General features: G+C 53.7%; 11 protein-coding genes. 2 read left to right on the plus strand and 9 right to left on the minus strand.

What is annotated here, in order from left to right:
* From OXH16_05085 to OXH16_05095, 3 genes are read right to left on the minus strand one after another with little or no spacing between them, the layout of a single operon-like run.
* On the minus strand, positions 1-663 hold the full coding sequence (locus OXH16_05085; GenBank protein MCY3680748.1) for an ABC transporter ATP-binding protein: 663 nt from the start codon (positions 661-663) through the stop codon (positions 1-3).
* A gap of 1 nt (position 664) precedes the next feature.
* Complete coding sequence (locus OXH16_05090; GenBank protein MCY3680749.1) at positions 665-1,834, minus strand: ABC transporter permease; 1,170 nt, start codon at positions 1,832-1,834, stop codon at positions 665-667.
* Positions 1,813-2,154, minus strand: a complete 342-nt coding sequence (locus tag OXH16_05095; GenBank protein MCY3680750.1) for a hypothetical protein — start codon at positions 2,152-2,154, stop codon at positions 1,813-1,815. Before OXH16_05095 ends, OXH16_05090 begins: the two co-directional genes overlap by 22 nt.
* 148 nt (positions 2,155-2,302) lie before the next feature.
* On the opposite strand from OXH16_05095, the gene OXH16_05100 reads away from it, so the two are divergent.
* Complete coding sequence (locus OXH16_05100; GenBank protein MCY3680751.1) at positions 2,303-4,135, plus strand: ammonia-forming cytochrome c nitrite reductase subunit c552; 1,833 nt, start codon at positions 2,303-2,305, stop codon at positions 4,133-4,135.
* A 41-nt stretch (positions 4,136-4,176) separates the two neighbouring features.
* On the opposite strand, the gene OXH16_05105 is transcribed toward OXH16_05100, so the two are convergent.
* The 4 genes from OXH16_05105 to OXH16_05120 form a co-directional block, all read right to left on the minus strand.
* Positions 4,177-5,190, minus strand: coding sequence for a PorV/PorQ family protein (locus OXH16_05105; protein MCY3680752.1), 1,014 nt, complete (start codon positions 5,188-5,190; stop codon positions 4,177-4,179).
* Positions 5,191-5,248: 58 nt separating this feature from the next.
* The gene (locus OXH16_05110; protein MCY3680753.1) at positions 5,249-7,747 is read right to left on the minus strand and encodes a hypothetical protein; all 2,499 of its coding nucleotides are present in this window, start codon (positions 7,745-7,747) and stop codon (positions 5,249-5,251) included.
* A gap of 63 nt (positions 7,748-7,810) precedes the next feature.
* Positions 7,811-11,158: a TonB-dependent receptor gene (locus OXH16_05115; GenBank protein MCY3680754.1), complete on the minus strand. Its 3,348-nt coding sequence runs from the start codon at positions 11,156-11,158 to the stop codon at positions 7,811-7,813.
* Positions 11,159-11,185: 27 nt separating this feature from the next.
* Positions 11,186-11,929 carry a hypothetical protein gene (locus OXH16_05120; GenBank protein MCY3680755.1) on the minus strand — a complete coding sequence of 248 codons (744 nt, stop codon included), beginning with the start codon at positions 11,927-11,929 and terminating at the stop codon, positions 11,186-11,188.
* A gap of 318 nt (positions 11,930-12,247) precedes the next feature.
* On the opposite strand from OXH16_05120, the gene OXH16_05125 reads away from it, so the two are divergent.
* Positions 12,248-12,937, plus strand: a complete 690-nt coding sequence (locus tag OXH16_05125) for a dockerin type I domain-containing protein (protein MCY3680756.1) — start codon at positions 12,248-12,250, stop codon at positions 12,935-12,937.
* Between the two features lie 61 nt (positions 12,938-12,998).
* Here OXH16_05125 and OXH16_05130 read toward each other — a convergent pair whose 3' ends face one another.
* Positions 12,999-15,614 (minus strand): GWxTD domain-containing protein, encoded by a 2,616-nt coding sequence (locus OXH16_05130; protein ID MCY3680757.1) that lies wholly within the window; start codon positions 15,612-15,614, stop codon positions 12,999-13,001.
* Between the two features lie 7 nt (positions 15,615-15,621).
* On the minus strand, positions 15,622-18,042 hold the full coding sequence (locus OXH16_05135) for a tetratricopeptide repeat protein (GenBank protein ID MCY3680758.1): 2,421 nt from the start codon (positions 18,040-18,042) through the stop codon (positions 15,622-15,624).
* Positions 18,043-18,054: the final 12 nt, after the last annotated feature.

Here is an 18,054-nt window from a genome sequence, read left to right on the forward strand (position 1 = left end):
TCAGACTACCCGTCCATCTACGAGTTTTATCTGGCGGTCTGCTCGATTTGCCAGATCCAGGTTGTGCGTGGATAGCACGATTGTCAATCTCTCGGTGCGGTTCATATCCCGCAACAATGCCACAATCTCATTCCCCCGTTTTGAATCCAGGTTGCCAGTTGGTTCATCTGCGAGCAAGATTTCGGGGTTGTTTACGAGTGCGCGTGAAATGGCTACCCGTTGCTGTTCGCCCCCCGATAGTTCGTGGGGCAGGTGATCTGATCGGTGCTGCAAATCCACGCGTGCGAGCAAGTCTTTTACCCGGTCGCGTTGATGTAGGGCGCGGGAAAAGAGGAGGGGGAGTGCCACATTTTCTTCGACGGTCAATGTGGGGACCAGGCAATAGTCTTGAAATACGAATCCCACGTGTTGCCGACGTATGGTTTCCAGGTCTTTGCCGCGCAAAGTGCTCACGTCTCGATCCAGCAATTTCAAGAGGCCCGATGTAGGGCGGTCCAGACATCCCAGAAGGTTTAATAGGGTTGTTTTTCCCGCGCCCGACGCGCCTGTGATGGCTACAAATTCGCCGGGTTCTACGATCAGATCTACACCGAATAATGCCGCGATTTCTTCGACTGAACGGCGGTATATGCGGGTGAGGCCCTGTGCGAGAATAGCCGACATTTCAGCGCATCCACGCAATGGGATGCAGGCGGGAAGCCCGCCACCCCGGTATGACTCCGGCCAGTATACCCATGCCGACTGCCATTGCAATCCCGCCGATTAGTAGTACGCCATCAATTTGCACCAGTACGCCTGGGGGGGCAAATGGGAGGATCGCGCGCACGGCTTCAGATGCCAGGCGGCTGCCCAGGACCGCGATTCCGCCACCTGCGATTCCGCCTATGGTGCAGATTGTCAATGCCTCTGCACAGATCAATGCAAATACGTCGCCACGGGATGCGCCAATTGCTCGCATTACACCGATTTCTCGCGTTCGTTCAAAGACCGCGATTAGCATGGTATTCATTACGCCGAGTACTGCAATTGCCACGGCTACGATGGCGACTGTTCCGATGAAAAACCGCGCGGTGCCCAGGAGGTCGAGAAGGGTTCGCTGGACCTGCGCCATGGTGATAACCTGTACCGAGGGTATTTCGAATACGCGTTCCGAAAATACGTCTATTCTGGACAGGTCTTTTAATTTTACGCCGATGCCTGTGAGTTTCTCCTTTTTGTCGAAGAGGCGCTGCGCTACTCCAAGTGGGACGAAGATGGTGCCGTCGTCCTGCGTTCCGCTGCGGTCAAAAACCCCGCGCACGCGAAATGTTTGTCCCATTCCTTTGAGCGGAAAGTCGTCCCCGATGTTTTTCCGATAATACGCCGCTACGCTGTAGCCCAGTATTACCTCGTCGGTCGCGCCTTCGTTGAACCACTCGCCACGCTGGAAGGTGAGCCAGGGTTTCATTTCCAAAAAGCTGTTTTCTATTCCCGTTATCAGGGAAAATCCTTCCCGGTGTACGGGAAGCGATCCGAGGAATAACCGCGTCGTGGTCGCCACATCGGCGTCTCGAAGAATTTCCCGGTGGATGGCTTCGTCCATGTACATCGGTATTACCCCACCTTGCATCAACAGGGTCGCGGCTTCGTAGGGGCATCCTTTTGAGGTGACCAGTACGTGATAACCCAGGCGGTCGATGCTGTGGATGAGGGATGTGCGGTATCCGGTTCCCAGGCCCAGGAGGCTGACCAGGACGCATACGGATAGGGCCACGCCGCTTATGGTCAGGGCACTTCGCGTGCGGTGTCGCCGCAGTTCTTTCAGGGTGACGCTTATAAATTGAAAAATGACCAAATTTTTGCCCTTTTGCTATGGATTTCTACGCCTTTTCCCATCAGGCGCAGATCGCCTGTGATGCGTTTTACGACGCCTACGACGCGCAGGGAGTCGCCAGAGATATTGCGGGGGACGGTTATGGTCCGCCCCTGTTCCAGGTCAATCAGTATATGTTGCGTGCCGTCTTGTAGTACAAACCAGCATCCCATGTGCTGGCATACCTGTCCCACGCGACCCGATAGCACGACTCGCTGTTCCAAAAATGCGGCTGGACGTTCCAGGATTTCTTTGATCCGGGTCGCGCGATTGGCGGGTACGGCTTCGCCCACTTGATGCATTTTCGCGGAATCGCATCCGATTATCAGGATTAGTATTATCAGGTATATCTTCAGTTTTTGCGTGACGTCTGCCATATGAGATGATATTTTGTTTAGGGGATAAAATCAAGGGTTTCTCCCATCTGTTTTTTGTGACGGGAATATGCCGATGAAAAAAATCATAGGGGTTCTTCTGATCGGCGTCTGTCTGGCGTGCAAGCCATCTCAACCCGATGTATCGACGGAGTTCGTTGGTGTACATCGCTGTGTGAGTTGCCACCTGGAAGCGTATCAAAAATGGCAGCGCACGACCCATGCGACGTCTATGCAAGAAGCGACTCCGCAGACTGTTAAGGGCGATTTCACAAAAAATAATACCTATACTTTTGGCGGTGTTACCTCAACGATGAGTCTTCAAAATGGTCGCTATTACATTACTACGCCAGGGGCCGATGGGGCGCAAGGTATCCACGAGGTGCTCTACACGATTGGCGATCGGGATACGCAGTGGTACATCACCGAGCTTTCCGGAGGCCATTTGCAGATTCTTCCGGTTTATTTCGATGTTCGCAGAAATGCCTGGTACAATCCCGTTGAAGGTATTATTGCCTCGCCGTCCGAACGGCCTTTAGATCCCCGCGATACGTCGTTCTGGATGCATTTTGGGCGCAATTGGAGCGCGCAGTGTTTTGACTGTCACGCGAGTCAGATTGCGGTCAATTACGATCCCGATGCGGGTACTTATGATTCCCGCTGGGTAGATTTGAGCATCAATTGCGAGACCTGTCACGGTTCCGGGCAGGGGCATGTCGCGTTTTGGGAGAGAGCGCTGACAGATGCCGATGCTGCCGGTATGCAGGATACTTCGCTGGTGAATTTGAGAATGCTCTCCGCAGAACAATCCGTAGAGCTTTGTGCGCAGTGCCACGCGACGAAGCGCATTTTGAAGCTGGGCTATCGACCCGGCGACAATTTTTACGATTTTTACGAACCTGTTGTTCTGGATTTTGAAGGTATGTGGCCCAATGGTCGCTACCGGCATCTCGCGTATAATTATACGGCGCTCACGCTCAGTCCCTGTTATACAGAGGGCGGGGTGACGTGTTTGACCTGTCACCCGTCCCATGGTCCGGAGGGGAAAAAGAAGACACGGGCAGATTTCGACGGTATATGTATGCAGTGTCACCGGGATATAGAGCCACGTGAACACAGTCGCCACGAGCAGCACATCGCCTGTGTAGATTGCCACATGCCCCCGATTCCAGAAGTGCGCCGGGTGCGCGTGTTTGACCACCGCATTGCATCCCCGGTTCCGGCGAATACGGTGCGTTTTGGCATTCCAAATGCCTGCGGTGAATGCCACGGAGACCGCACACCCGAATGGGCTGTAGAAAAAACAGAGGCCTGGTGGGGGAAACAGGATGATTATCTTTTGCAAACGGCGGCTGTTGCTCTGGGACGACAGGGCAATCCGATGGCTGTGTTTCCTCTGAAAGACGAGTTGGTCGATCTGTCCAATAATCCCACGCGGCGAGCTTCTGCGGCTCTGCTTTTGGGGCGTACACGGTCCTCACAGGCTGTTCCCACGCTCCTCAATGCTTTAAAAGATCCGCACCCGCTTGTGCGGGCAAAGGCGGTAGAGGGTCTGGGTTTGATCGGTCAGGCGCGGGTTGTGCCCGCGTTGGTTCTAATGTTAGACGATCCGGTTCGGCTTGTGCGGTTTGCCCTCGTGCCAGCTATTGAAAATCTGGGTGCATACCATCTCAAGGATCAGGACTACGAGCGCTATGAGGCCATTTTTGCCGAGTACGAACAGGCGAGTAAAGCGGTTTGGGCGACTGATCCCTATGTGCATGCGTTTCTCGGATGGGCTTATGTGAGGCGGGGGAATACGGAATTGGCCCAGCGCGCTTTCAAGCGGGCACTGCGGATTTGGCCCGGTATTGAGGATGCGGCCAGAGGTCTGGCGCAGATACACAACTTAGAAAAAAACGACCGATGAGTAGAAAACCCACCGGTCGTTTTTTTGTTTTGGAGCGTCCGTTAGAACGATCCGGTTATGGATACGCGCAGGGGCGGATCAAATAAGTGGCCGAAATTTATATATGCAAAATCGACGCCGATCCTCCGTCCCACACCCAGATCCTTTTGGACGCCGCCGCCCAGTGTCAAGGTACCCAGGTCGTAACGCCCCCGGTAACCGGCCCGCAGTGCCAGCGTGTTGGCTACCCACAATTCGCCGCCTACATGCCAGCGTTCGCGGTCGTCAATGTGGTGTACGAGTTCTGCTGCCACGGTCAGATACGTGGGGTCTCCCTTGCGTCCGTACGGCTCCATTGCCAGGGCAATGGTGTAGATCAAGGGCTGGGCAATCGAAGTGCCCTGCGGCAGAGAACCGGGAATCACGAGTTCCTGGTCTTTGCCGAAGTTGCGAAGCGTCATGGCCAGGCGCGAACTGCCAAATCCGGTGTAAAAAACACTGGAAAAGTCGAATGAGGCACTGTTGATCTTATCCTGATCCAGGGTCTCTTGAATCCACTTTATAGACGCACCCAGCGACAATTTGTCCGTCATCTTGTACGCATAACCGAAGTTTATGAAAATATCGCCAGCCGATATATCCCTCGTGAAACGCCCTTGCGGATCCAGAGGCGTGGTCTCTCGGGAAGTGCCCCCGTCAAACTGAATGACCGACAGCCCAAAGGTCTGCTGGCCGTATCGCCAGGCGACCGCACCGTTGAAGAATTTCGAATCTACCATCCAGCGGGTATATCCCAGGGCATATTCAAATCGCTCGATATGGGTCAATGCCGCCGTGTTCCAGAACATCGCATTGATGTCGTCGGCTGCGGCTGTAAACGCATCGCCCATTGCTGCTGCCCGCGCGCTTTGCCCCACCTTCAATGCGTGGAACGAAGCCCGCCCGGTTCCGTGGAACTCTTTTGTCCGATGCTGACCCGCGCGCACGCCGGACGGCAACTGATAATTTTGCGCCCAGGCGTCTGACCCCAAAAGCCCGACGGCCAGGAGCATCGTATAAATAGTTAATCGTTTCACATCTACTCTCCTTTGTTTGTAGAGGGGCGGAACAAAGCGCCCGCCCCTCCCGTCGGTCTTACTGGATTATCAGAAAACTGCCTGTTTGAACCTTGCCCTCTTGTCCGGGCACCAGTGATTCTACGGCGAAAAAATAAATCCCCGGAGACGCATACGACGTGCCAGAACGCGCCCGTTGAGTCCAGCTCACTTCTGCCGTGTGCTGCGCCCCGCGCGTTCCATCGTGTACTATTTCCATAACCAGATCTCCGGCAGCCGTGAAGATCGAAATGCGGGCCAAGCGCGGCAGGTTGGTAAACCGCATGCGCTTGTTGTTGTCGCCCTGCGCCCCAAAGGAATGCATTCCGTCGTCTTTCCACGGATTTGGCACTACGAGCACTTTTTCATCCAGGGCGTCGAATCCATCTGAGGCAGCCACGACAGGTGTAAACTGACCACCGACTGTGTTGTGCCGTGCGGCCGTTACAATATGGCTCGACTCGGTTCCCGTGCGGATGTGGTTCTGAACCACGGGGGGCAGATCTGCAAGTGTTGTCGGGACGGGCATCTGCGCGCCTGAAATCGCATTTTTCTGCGCGTTCAGATTCTCCCAGTTCGCGTGCCCATTGGCATAGGTCACGATATTGTACCGATACCCGAATCCCGTAACAGAGTTCTCATCGGCAAAAGTATAAAGCCCGGTCGATGCATCGTAATACCTCGGGTCTTTTGCCTGAATTGTGGCGATCAGATTCCACGGGCCTGAAGGCGCGCCGGCATGCTGCACGGGATCCGTCTGGATCAGCGCCGTGTTCCCGTAAATTTTGTAACCGGCCACATCCTGCGCCTCGCCGCCCGTATAATCCGGATGCACCGCATCGTCGGCACCGTCACTCCAAGACAGTTCTACGTTGCCATTTGCATTGCTGCGAAGCAAAACAGGACGGTCGGTTTCGGCGCGCGCAAGTGATTCCACATCTGGCGGTTGATTGGGCAGGTCAAATCCCATTGCGTACAATTGGCGCGCGCGGTCGATGTGGTTGAACAAAATATCCTCACCGCCTGGCACCTGTGCCTGCGCGCCTGGCGTCATTGCCCACAGGCGGAAGTCCATCGGCTCACCGCCCGGACCCGCATTTTCGGCGGCCATACCCGCGGCAAAAACCACTACGATTTTTGCCTTGTCGCCCGGTACCAACTTCCAGGGACCGAACATCTGCGAGTGCAGTTGCTCCTGCAACTCTCGCTCACCGGGATTTGGACCACCCTCAATCGGGTTGTCGTCATAGGGCTTGCCCGGCGTGATGAACTTCTTCCACAACTCTTCAACCGTATCAATTGTCTCATGGGGTTCAAACTCGATGTTCGTGCGGCTTCGGCGTTTCCACCAATGTGCGTACGCAGGCTGACTGTTGGGAATATCCTCGCCCCCCATCGCCGTGCCCGTAATCGGCACATAGACGTCCGGGTCGTTGATAAAGGGCGGTGTCACATCTACAGGTCCCCAGCCTATGTATTGCGGCGAGTACAATTCTTGCTCTGCCCGATACCCGATTACGCCAATGGCCTCTGCGCCGAATCGGGGTTCGCCCATGTCGTTATTTGAACTGGTGGGCGCATCGCCATCGTACTGATACGATACTTTCTTGCCCTGATACTTCCCACCGTAATTGGCGGCCTCGGTAAACTGATACCGGTCGTCTTCCAGCCGACGCCCCGGCTCGGAAAACCAGTAGCCGTTCCACTTGCGATAGGAGTGCCCGGGTTTGTTCACGCTGAAATAGTTCAAATACCCCATATACACTTCTTCATAGGATCTGCCTGAGGTATTCTCTACGACCAGTTCTACAAAGAAGAAATCGTCGTAATCCGGATGGCTCCAGCCATACGCGGTCCGCGTAATCGTCATCCCCGTCCCGCTCGGTTCGATATTTGTGTTGCTGCGCCATCTCGTAATTACGGTCTCTTCTGGAAAGTGATCGAACTGGGGTAGCGTATAGGATCCGTTCTCGCGGTAATTATCCACTTCCACTGGCTCGTCGGAAATCGGCTTGGATTGCTCGGTGATCCCGCCGCGGTCCGAATTGAACCACACGTTGGCATCCTGGGTATCATACCCCAGTCGGGCTGCCACGATCGGTGGGTCTTGTCCGTTCCGCAAGCGCAAATTGCCCGATCCCGGCGTCAGGTCTGGCACGACCTGCTCCACATCCCCTGTGTTGGATACCGGTCCGGAGGATGTGACAAAGGTATTTCCGCTCGCATCTCGCGCGAGTATCCATACCCCCTGACCTTTTGAATTGTCGTAGTCCTGGTCTCGACCGCCAAAACTGCCCGATGTCGAAGACCCCGTATAAATATACGGATATGTCATTGAACCGTTTTCTCGCGCCACATATCCTTCCGAACCCAGGGCAAATGTCCCGCCCTGCTGTCCTGTGTTGCGAAATGATTCCGACAGCTTTGACCGGTCGATCTGCTTCATTGGCACTGGCTCATCCACTGCCTGAACCCCTGTCACAAATAGCCCAGTCAGAAAAATGCCAGCGAGCGCCTTACCAATCATTTGTCTAAACATAAATTCACTCCTTATAGAGGCGCCAGGATCGAGGAACCTGTTCTGATTCCCCGATCCACCGGTTTACATGCTCGTGCGCACGCCGAAATAGATCTCGCGGGTGCGATTCGTGTAGCTGTTCCACTGATCCCAGATCTGGTTGTTGTCCCGCACCACCACTGGTGTGGGCTGGTTCTCTGCCAGACCGTATTTGGGTATATCGTGGAAGAAATTCCACCTGCGGATCGGACGCGGCTTTTTGGCATTGAACAAATTGGTCGCCTCAAAGAATACGGTCGGACGCAATTTTCCAATCCGGAATCCCTTCTGAATGCCCAGGTCCGTACGGAATGCCGTTGGGTTGGTGAACAGCAGCTGGTTCCTGATCAGCTTGTTGGCCGTCGAGGGAGATGGCGTGGGCTGGCTGTAGCGGAAGAATGTGCCCGGTTCGATTCGCAGCACCAGGTTCACATTCAAATCGCTCAGCACCTTGCTCCCGCCCACCTCTGGACCATAGCCTTCGGGCGTGGCAAACAAAAATGTGATGCTTCCATCGCCCGTGGCATCGCGCATGTTGGCAGGACCGCGCACACCTCCTATTGTGTGTATACGAGCCGCAATATTCCGCTCGTCAGTCCAGGGGAATCCAACCTGTGCATCCGGCACCTGATTGGCGAATTTTTCGGTGATCCACAATTCCCGGTTGGCGTCGATTTCCTGCTGCACCAACTGGTCGGCAAACATGCCAATGGCATTGACCTCGGCACTCGACAGGGGTTGCCAGATGCGCTCACCCGTGGTCTCGTCGATTGCAAACTTAAAGCGATACGCATCTTTGGCCAGGAAGTCCGAATCCACGAACCAGCGCCCCACCCACTCCCGACCGCCGTAGAAGTTGTTCTGCTCCCAGTACCAACTCCACGTCGCGCGGAATGAGAAGAAATTGGTGAATCGCTTGCTCACGGCTAATTCCAGACCGCGCGTTTCACCACTATACGCGTTCTGATACCAGTGCGCGCGCTTGATCTGCTTTTCTACAGGATCGTGCAAAAACGTGTTGTTCTGCTGGAGATAGTCTTCTGTGCGGCGGTAGAACATCGTCGCATTGGCCGTGTAGTCCGAAACAAAGTTCCAATCGACACCCACTTCGTAGTTCACCGTACTGCCCGGACGCGAATTGGTCGATCCGCGCTTGGTCGAGCCCATTTCCAGGCCGCCGTAATACTCATAAGAACTGTATCTGTTGTCTGCGTTCAGGTCTTCGGCTATGCTTCGGCCCGAAGCTGCCTGCCAGGTCTGTCCGTACATCGCATAGAAAATCGGGAGGACGAAGAACCGGCCATAGGAGAAGTGAATCGCAGACCGCGCGGTAATCGGGTGAGATACCCCAAAGCGCGGCGACAGTTTGAACATATTTAGACCATCATAAGTCGGGAATGACTGCGGATTGTTGGGATAGGGCGTTTGACCCTGTCGCGCCAACGACGCATCTGCATCGGCAAACCAGCGGTTTTGGGGCAGTACTGACCACACGGGTTCGGGACGCGTCTGACCGCCGTGATCATACGCATCCAGGCGCACGCCCACGTTTACGACCATGCCCTCAAACTCCATCTTGTCCTGTGCATAAGCTCCAAGCTGGAATGCCCCTCTCGGATAATCCCGGAAGGCGTTCCAGGCCGGGTCGTCGAGATTGCCAGCCCCTCTTAAATCGGGGAGTTTAACGCCGTTCACAGTCGTGGCGGGCACAAAGTCCATCTGACCATCTGCACCCAACCGGTTCTGAGCCGATTCATAGTAGTCGTACATCGTCCAGACCCGATAACTGCCCGATGTTCCACGGCTCTGTGATTCCCACTGGTAGGTCCGGAACCAGGTTGCTTCGGCTCCTGCCTTAAAGAAATTTCCCTTTGTAACCTGACTGGAGAAATCAAATTTCAAATTGTGGCGCGTTTGACGATTCAATCGGTAGTCCCGAACCTCACGAGGTGTTGCCGTAAACCACTTGTCGTGGTCCCGAACTACATTGAACGTTTCTATAGGCATCCCCGATGTGTCTTGCTCGCTGTCTGAACGCGAGATACGCAACTCGTACAGGGTGCGCGAAGACAGGGAATGCGTTAAATATGCATACAACATCGAGTTCCACTCGATCTCTTTGCCCGCACCATCTATGCCTGCGGGCAAATACAGGTCTCGACCGGCTGATAATGCCGACTCCCGCGTGTTGCGGAAATTCTGGTTCGTTCCATACACACCACCCAACTTCAGGTTGATATTGGGCCTTACGCCAAATGTCAATTTGCCCGTTACCTGATAATTGGGCAGGCTCCGAAGTGCGGGGTCGGGACGTTGCACGGGTTGGCGATCTGTCTGCGCGCTCACGTGGAACGAGGTCTTGTCCCCTATGGGACCTGAAATAGACCCTTCAACGCGATGTCCCGATACATCTGTGTAATCGTCCGGCTGGATATGCACCAGGCGTCCCGAATCATCCGCTGTGCCGGGCAATCCATCGGCACCAATATCTTCTTTTTCCTGCAACCAGGCCGGATCGTCCAGGCGGATGCGGCTTCTACCCGTACCCTGGTTCAGGTGAATGATCGGGTCATAGGCATTGAAGCCGTAATGCCGCTTTCCGGCAACTGTATATCGATACTCGAAAAACCCGTGATAATCTCGGCTACCCTCTCGCGTCACGATATTGATGATTCCGGCGTCCATATTGCCGTATTCGGCTTCTGGCACACCTGTTACTACAGAGATTTCCTGGATAGATGCGCGGTTCACACCCGTGAACATATTTGCCGCGCGGCGGTCATTATTCACCATTCGCACACCGTCAACAGTATAGGTGAGTGAAATGGGCTTTGGCGTTGTCGTGTACCAGCCCGCACGGCGTTCGCCTTCGTCCATTTGAAAGTTGCCCTGCCGCACCGACCGTCCGTCTTTCTGTACGCCCGGCTGCAAGCCCGCCCACGCCCGAGCATCTTTGACCACGGGCTGCAAGTCAATCTCGTCAGCCGTTACATAGTATTTGCTCGCGGTCTTGTCCGGCTCTACGGGTGGACGCTCTGCCGTCACGATCAGTTCTGCGGCTTCCAGTGCTGTCTCGGTGAGCCTGAAATCCACTGTGGAGGTATAGCCCACCACCACTTTTACATCTTGCTGCACCACCTTCTGATACCCCACCAACGAGGCTTCCATGCTGTGCGTTCCCGGCAGAACCAGCAAGATGATATAATATCCTTCTGCATCTGCAGTCGCACCCCGGTTTGTTCCCGTGATTACGACGTTGGCACCGGGCAATGGATCGCCTTTGATATCCATTACCCTGCCAGCTATCTTACCCGTTGTTGCCGCCTGTGCCCAGTCCTGCACACCCAGGACACAAACCAGCAAAACGGACAAAAATGCTAACTTTCTTATCATCTCTATGCCTCCTTATATAAAGAGTTATTACATCACGTAGTACTTGACCGAAAGTCCGATCTCGAAATAGTGCAGCGGAAAGGTCCGCGCGACGCCATAAGATTCCATCTGGCGCAATTCCCCGATCAGCAAGTTCCATCGCGCCCGCGCATCCACTGCTGCGCGATCACTTGCCAATACCTCTATACCCAAACCCACGTTGAGTCCCCACGCCACATCCGTGTCGTCAAACGGCGCCAGTTCCAATGTCGTATCGATCCCCCCGCCCAGGTTCGGTTGTCCCGCAAAGATCAGGCCAGATACCGAATTTTTGTAGTGGTAAAACCCACCGCCATAGGCGATGAAGGGACCTCCGGTCACGCCATCCGAACCACCTGTTCGCGCTTTCAGATGATACAGGCCGTTGATCGTAAAGGCATTGACTGTCATGTAATTGCGCGCCAGCGGACTTGTGATTTTCTGCCACTCTTCCGGCTTGTCTTCGGGCCAGTAAAAGGTGGCGTCTTCGATTTTGCCAGGATCAAAGCGCGTGCGGTGAAATTCCACCTCTAAGGTATTGCGCGCATCCCGCGCATAGGTGAAATACAGCCCGAATGCTTCCTGCGCGCGGAAACGATCCTTCATGCCGAATACGGGAAAGTTGAAGTTTCCGCTCAAGCCCAGGCCGACTTTCCCCACCACGCCTGTGTCCTGCCCATGGGCATCGCCATAGCTATTGCCCGGAAGCGCGAAGAACATCAAACAAATTGCGGAAATTATCACTCGTTTCATACGCAACCCTCCTTGTGACGCCCACTCAATGCGAGTGGGGTTAATTGCTGTGAAAAGACAAATATTTCCATAGCTAATAAAAGTAAGACTTAAAAATAAATGTTAATAATAATTGAGGTAATAGTAAGTATTAGCTTACCAAAATTTAAAACGCCTGTACTCAGATGTCAAGCGGTTTCGATACAAAAAATTCTGCCATTTGGCAGAATAGTATAGATATATGCACTTATAATAAAATGTTTGTATCTGCTTGCGATTATTTAGTATAATAAATATAAGGGAATCAGAGCACCCACTACCGGTTCAGGAGATTTGGGTATGTCAAGGGTGCTTGTCGTATTTGCGTTGTTGGTATTTGTAACCTCTGCCTCGGCTGACCCCCCACGGCTTTATCTCGATACGCTGATTGAAATTCCCGCGTATAACAATAACTTACAGGAGGTGACAGAGAAACAACCGGGTGATACCATCAAATTTCAGATTTTCGCGCCTGATGCTGCAGGGCACAAGAGTCACGGTTACGTCGTTGAACTGGCTTTGCCGGGCAAAGCGTTTGACAGTTATATCGGCGATATCAACGGAATTGGATGGACTGAAAAAAATATGCGTTTTGCTCGCGCCAGGTCGGGCAATCCGACTTTAGCTATGCTGTCTCTCGCCTCGGTAACGATTCCGGAGAACGGCTACTTAGGCGAGATTACACTGAACGTGGCACATCCGCTAACTTCAGATATTGTTCTGATTATTCAAGCAGCAGCATGGGCAAATGGGGATGGGATTCAAGATATGGATGCGTCCGACGCGGCGATATCCTTTATGGAAACTCCCCTTTTTCCCGGCGATTTTGACGGTAACGAGATTGTCAACATGACCGATTTCTTATTTTTTGTTGCTGCGTTTAATACCCGTTCGGGAGATGCCAAATACAATGTGCTGGCGGATATGAATCGCAACGGGACCGTTGATATGTTCGACTTTTTACTCTTTGTCACTGCGTTTGGTGGGTAGCGGTTCGTAGAATATGAACTTGATCTAAATAATATCATTTAATAAATCAAACATCTCCCGCTTACCGAATCCCAAAGGTCGTTTTTTTCGTGACCTGCACGCCGCTTACCAGATCTTCTACGGTGACCTGCACTTCATGGTCGCCTTTTCCGGCTCCGTCGAGATTTAGTTCCACATAAGAGAGACCGTCTGTGGTATTTCCGGTCTGGTCATAGGTTACGCTCACGCCCTGTTCCCCTTCCTCTTTTCCCAGCAGACGCCCCAGTCCGGCGAGGACGCGGGCACCCTGGCCCTTCTGGTCCTTAGATCGGATGTCATAGGACACGCGGTAATGCGTTTGTCCAAATTCATTTTTACTCAGGTGATAGATCTCAAAATAGAGAAAGGCCGGATGTTTTTCCGGGAATGCCCATACCGACATGGGCATTATGTTTAATCCCTGTTTGACAAAAACCCCTTCTGATGGTGTCTCATCTGAGATTGACCAGGCCAACTCGATGTCGCTCAAGTTCAAGTCGGCTCTGGCATAGTCTTCCAAAACCACCTGTTGTCTGTAAATCTGAAACCGCCGCGTTTCCGCCTCCCGAACCCGCAGGCCGAGTTCATAGGTTCCCGGCGGTGCTTCTATGGCGGCCATGTCCAATACCAGGTTTTGCCATCCTCTGGATGTATCGACGGAGGCTTGTAAAAAGGTTTCATCGAGGAAAAATTTTCGCTCGTCCCGGTAGGTTTGATCCACTTCGGGATCTGTTAGTGCGGCACTGCGTATGACCCATGTGCCCTCCTGCTTTTTGAGTAGCGAATCCGGCGGGATGCCGCTGTAGATTTCCAGGCGCGTGCTGCCGTTTTTTCCCTTAAAGCTGGCGGTGCGGTACCAGAAATCCAGGGGTTGGGCACCCCGGGCAAAGTCGTGAAAGTCGGGTATCCGCCCGGCCATTTTGTTTAGTACCAGTTCTGGAGAATGGTACAGAAAATCCGTGAGGTCTCGCACGGCGACATAGCGCTCTTTTAATTCGTTGGGTACATGCGTGGGTACGGGGGCAAACTCGAAATTGCCCTGAAAATACTCGTCGGTAAATGTGACCTCCAGGCCCTCCGCGACCATGGTATATACCCAGGATTCCCAGGGTACAATGCTGGCGTCTTCGCGGTTGGTTACGGGCATGAACAGGCCCATCGCCTGCTCGACAAACCGCTCCTGGCGCACCCGCGACGGGGAGAAGCTCAGGTCACCCGTGTTCACATCGCCCAGTGCGGCGAGGGTTTGCTCTTGATCCACAATTCGGTTCACCTGGTCGCCTTCACCCGCGTCTGCAGCCTGCACCCGTTCTGACAATTCGGTGCGTTCGGCATCCTGGGCATCTTCCAGCACAAATATGAGTTGGATCTCGTCCGAGGTTAAGCCCAGGTCTTGGGGATCGGGTGCTTTGGTGCTGAAAGCCCGGTTGCTTCGAACGGGATATACCGGTCCTGTGAAAAATTCACCCACGGCGTCCGGGCCGTAGAGATCTACGGCCATTCGCTCTTTGATGCGCTGTGCTTTGGCCGGCATGTCGGCATTCAGGCGGTCGGATGTTGAGCGATAGTCGGGTTCACCGTAGCGGATGTACACTTCGCCCCGTCGGTCCCAGGGATATATCGCTTTTGAAAAGTGTGTGCGTGCGTGCCAGACCCGACGGTAGTGTTCGGCCTGGCGCAAAAATCCACCGGATACGCGCGATAGGTCGTGCCGAATCCAGAAGCGGCGCAGAAAGGCTTCGCGCTCGATAGCCGATGTGACTCTGGAAAGGGATTCCAGTTCGGGTATGGAGGCTAATAGGGAGATGTCCCGGTAAAGTGCTGCTTCTGCGGCATCGAGGAGGGTGATGTAGTTGCGAAAGATGCGTACGGCCCGTTCGCCATTGCCTTCATAGAGAAAGACCTGGGCTATCAGAGGTAAAAAACGTCGCGTTTCGACTGCATTGCCCAAATAGGTAAACAGGTCTCGCAGTTCGGCAAAGCGTTCGTTCATGGCGTAAATTACGCCCAATTGATAGGCGATATCCAGGTCTTCAGGAGCCTGCCATACACAGCGTTTGTACAGGTCGATTACCCGGTTCCACTCGTCCTTTTTTTTGTGGTGTTCCGCCATGATTTTGCTGGCTGCGATATCTGTTGAGTCCCGTTCAAGTGCCCGTTCGGATGCCCTTTTCAAGGAGCGGTCTTCTTCCATGAGTCGCACGAGGTCGAGGTGGTAGCGTATTTTTTTTGATTTGGGGGCGAGAGCGATTGCTTTTTCGAAATGTGTTTTGGCTCCGCGGATATCTTCCTTCTGGTAGAGTGCGATCTGTCCCAGTCCGTCGTGCGCTTCTGCGAGGTCTGGGTTTAAGCTCAGTGCCTTTTCAAATGCCTGTCTGGCTTTTTTCCATTGTTTTTTCCGCTCGCGAGATTCCAGATATGCCGTGCCCAGGCGGGCGTAGCCTTCGGCCAATTCCGGGTCCAGGTGTACAGCTTCTTGCAATAGGTCTATCGCGTGCCGCGCACTGTCCATCTCAATCCTCACATCTGCAGCCATCACGAGAGAGTCCGGCCGGGTCATCAGGGTTATGAAGGGCTGTTCTGCCTTTGATCCACTTGCAATCAGAAAGATGTATATGGGAATCAGTCGAATTGCAAAAAACCGAACGCATTTTTTCATGGTGTCCTCACTCGATCTCGTCGGGTGTTTCCAATTTAAAGCTCGCGGTTTTGGTCACTTTTTGTCCGTCTTTGCGGTCCATTGCAGCGACCTCAATGACGTATTCCCCCGGCTCGGAACCAGATAGGTCAAGTGCCAGATAGTTGACTACGTTGTCGGCATCGCCCGTCTGATCATAAGAAATCGCAATTTGTTCTTCGTTCTGGTCTATGCCTACCAGTTTTCCCAGGCCACCGAGTACTTTTGCGCCAAACGACTGTCCGGAACGCGGTTTTAAGCGGTAGGATATCTGGTAGTCCGTCTGTCCGAATGCGTCCTGGCTCAGTCCGTAAATTTCGTAGTAAAGATAAATTAGATGCCGCTGTGTATAATGCCGCGTGGCCAGTGGAATGACTTCCAAATTCTGTTTGACAAAATGTCCTTTTCCGGTGGTCTGTTCAATTGAAGCCGCCATTTCGATATCGCTCAGCCAGAGTTTGCCGTGCCGATAAGACGGGACCCGCAAGGGCATGCCATAGACCTGCGTGCGTCCAGATCGCTCTTCGATGGCCTGTACGGCGAGGTAGTACGATCCGGGTTTTACATCCAGTGCGATTACATCGGGAATGATCCCGGTTTTTCCATCTACCCGCAGCACTGCTCGCTGTGCTGCTTTAAATACCGGATCGCCTTTTGCATTGTAGAGAACGGCTCCCCGATTTATCCGAACATCCCCGCCATCTCGCGTCAATGCGGAGGCGGGAAATCCATAGTAGATCTCTAGGCGCGTGCTGTCGCCCAGTCCCCGAAATGTGGCGGGATAGGCCGCGTAATACAGGGGTTCGGCGAGAAATGCGGGTACGTAGATTTCTCTGGGAGCCTGGCTTATAATTTGTTCGGGTATGAGAGGCTCCCAGAGGTGGCGCATTTTGGTCGCCATTTCCGCGGGTAATACGGCGTAGTCAAAAACGCCATCGGGCGCGCCGGGCATCTGGCGAAACGCGATTTCCACGCCTTCTCCCAATCCCGGATAGATCCAGTATTCCCACGCCCGGCGATCCTGGATCGGGAAGATGGGGCGTCCCAGAAATGCACCCAGTCCTCCCACGGCCATCGCCGATTCGGCCCGCTTTCGGATCTGTTCGCTTTTCTGATTCCGCTCGGATGATCGGTTGTACAGTCTCTGGAACTGCCTTTCGAGTTGGCGTTGTGCCTGTTCTGCGCCGGCTCCGCGGTGGGTCACATTGGCGCTGTCGCTATCAGCGGCGTAATCTGATAGCAGTATTTCGGCTGCCCAATCTACGCGGTCTAATAGCCGCTGTTTGACATCCCAATCTTCGGGATGGGATTCGCGTTGCCGATCCTCGGACGCGCTTTTGTGGGATGGCGTGCCATAGCGCACATAGACTTCACCCCGTCGATCCCACGGAAAAACCGCTGTCCCGAAATGCTCTCGTGCATAAGCTACCCGGCGGAAGTGTTCGACCCTTCGCTCGTTGACGTCTGTAATGGGTGTGGGGTCTCGGCGTTTCCAGAATTGTTGCAGTAGTACTTGTCTGTCCTTTGCCTGCTGAAATGCCTCTGTTTCCCTTTCTGAGGCGAGTAGGGAAATATCTTCATAAGGCGTCCGCTCTCTGGTGCTCAGGCCAGCTATATAGGTTTCGAAAAGGGTCTCGGCTTTTTCGTAATTTTTTCGTTCCAGATAGACTTCGGCGAGTTCCAGCATGTATTGTCGCTGGTTTGTGCCCTGAGTTTGCATGAGCCGCGATAGGGTGCGCGCGGCCTGGTCCGTACGAGATAAGGTGCGGTAGAGTTGTCCCAGTCGCCACATGGCGTCTTTGTGTGCGGGATTGACCGCCAGTTGTTTTTCGTAATATTCTATTGCGCCGTCTTTTTTTAATAGGTCGTATTCATACATAAAGCCCAGGCGATAATACGCATCTGGATGGTCCGGGTCCATCTCGACCACCTGTTCGAAAGCTCTGATGGCATCGCGATTCATGAGATTCAGGTGCGTCAGGCCAATGTGGTATTGGGCTTCTACATAGTCGGGCTTTTCGGCCAGGGCACGACAAAAATAATCAATGGCACGCACCCACTGGCCTTTCTCACGGGCATAGACGAGGCCCATGCCAAAGTAGGCTTCGGGCATTTTTCGCCGGTATTTTTCCGCGTTTCGAAAGGCTTTTCTGGCTTTGCTAAGCTGATCCTGGGTCAGATACACATGTCCCAATCCACAGTGGGTTGGGGCGTGTTTTTTATTTGTTTTTAGTGATTGCTCAAACAAAATTTTCGCGCGGTCTATTTCTCCTGCTTTGAGTGCCTGATTACCCAGGAGATAGAGAGAGTCCACAGCAGCAGGATCCGCCCAAATTGGTGCACTCGTCCAGAATATTCCAAAATTCAGGACGAGTGCAATGCACCCGATATGCCAGCCTTTTTTTGACATGCTCAATCGCCT

This window comes from Gemmatimonadota bacterium (assembly GCA_026705765.1).
Classification (GTDB): Bacteria; Latescibacterota; UBA2968; order UBA2968; family UBA2968; genus VXRD01.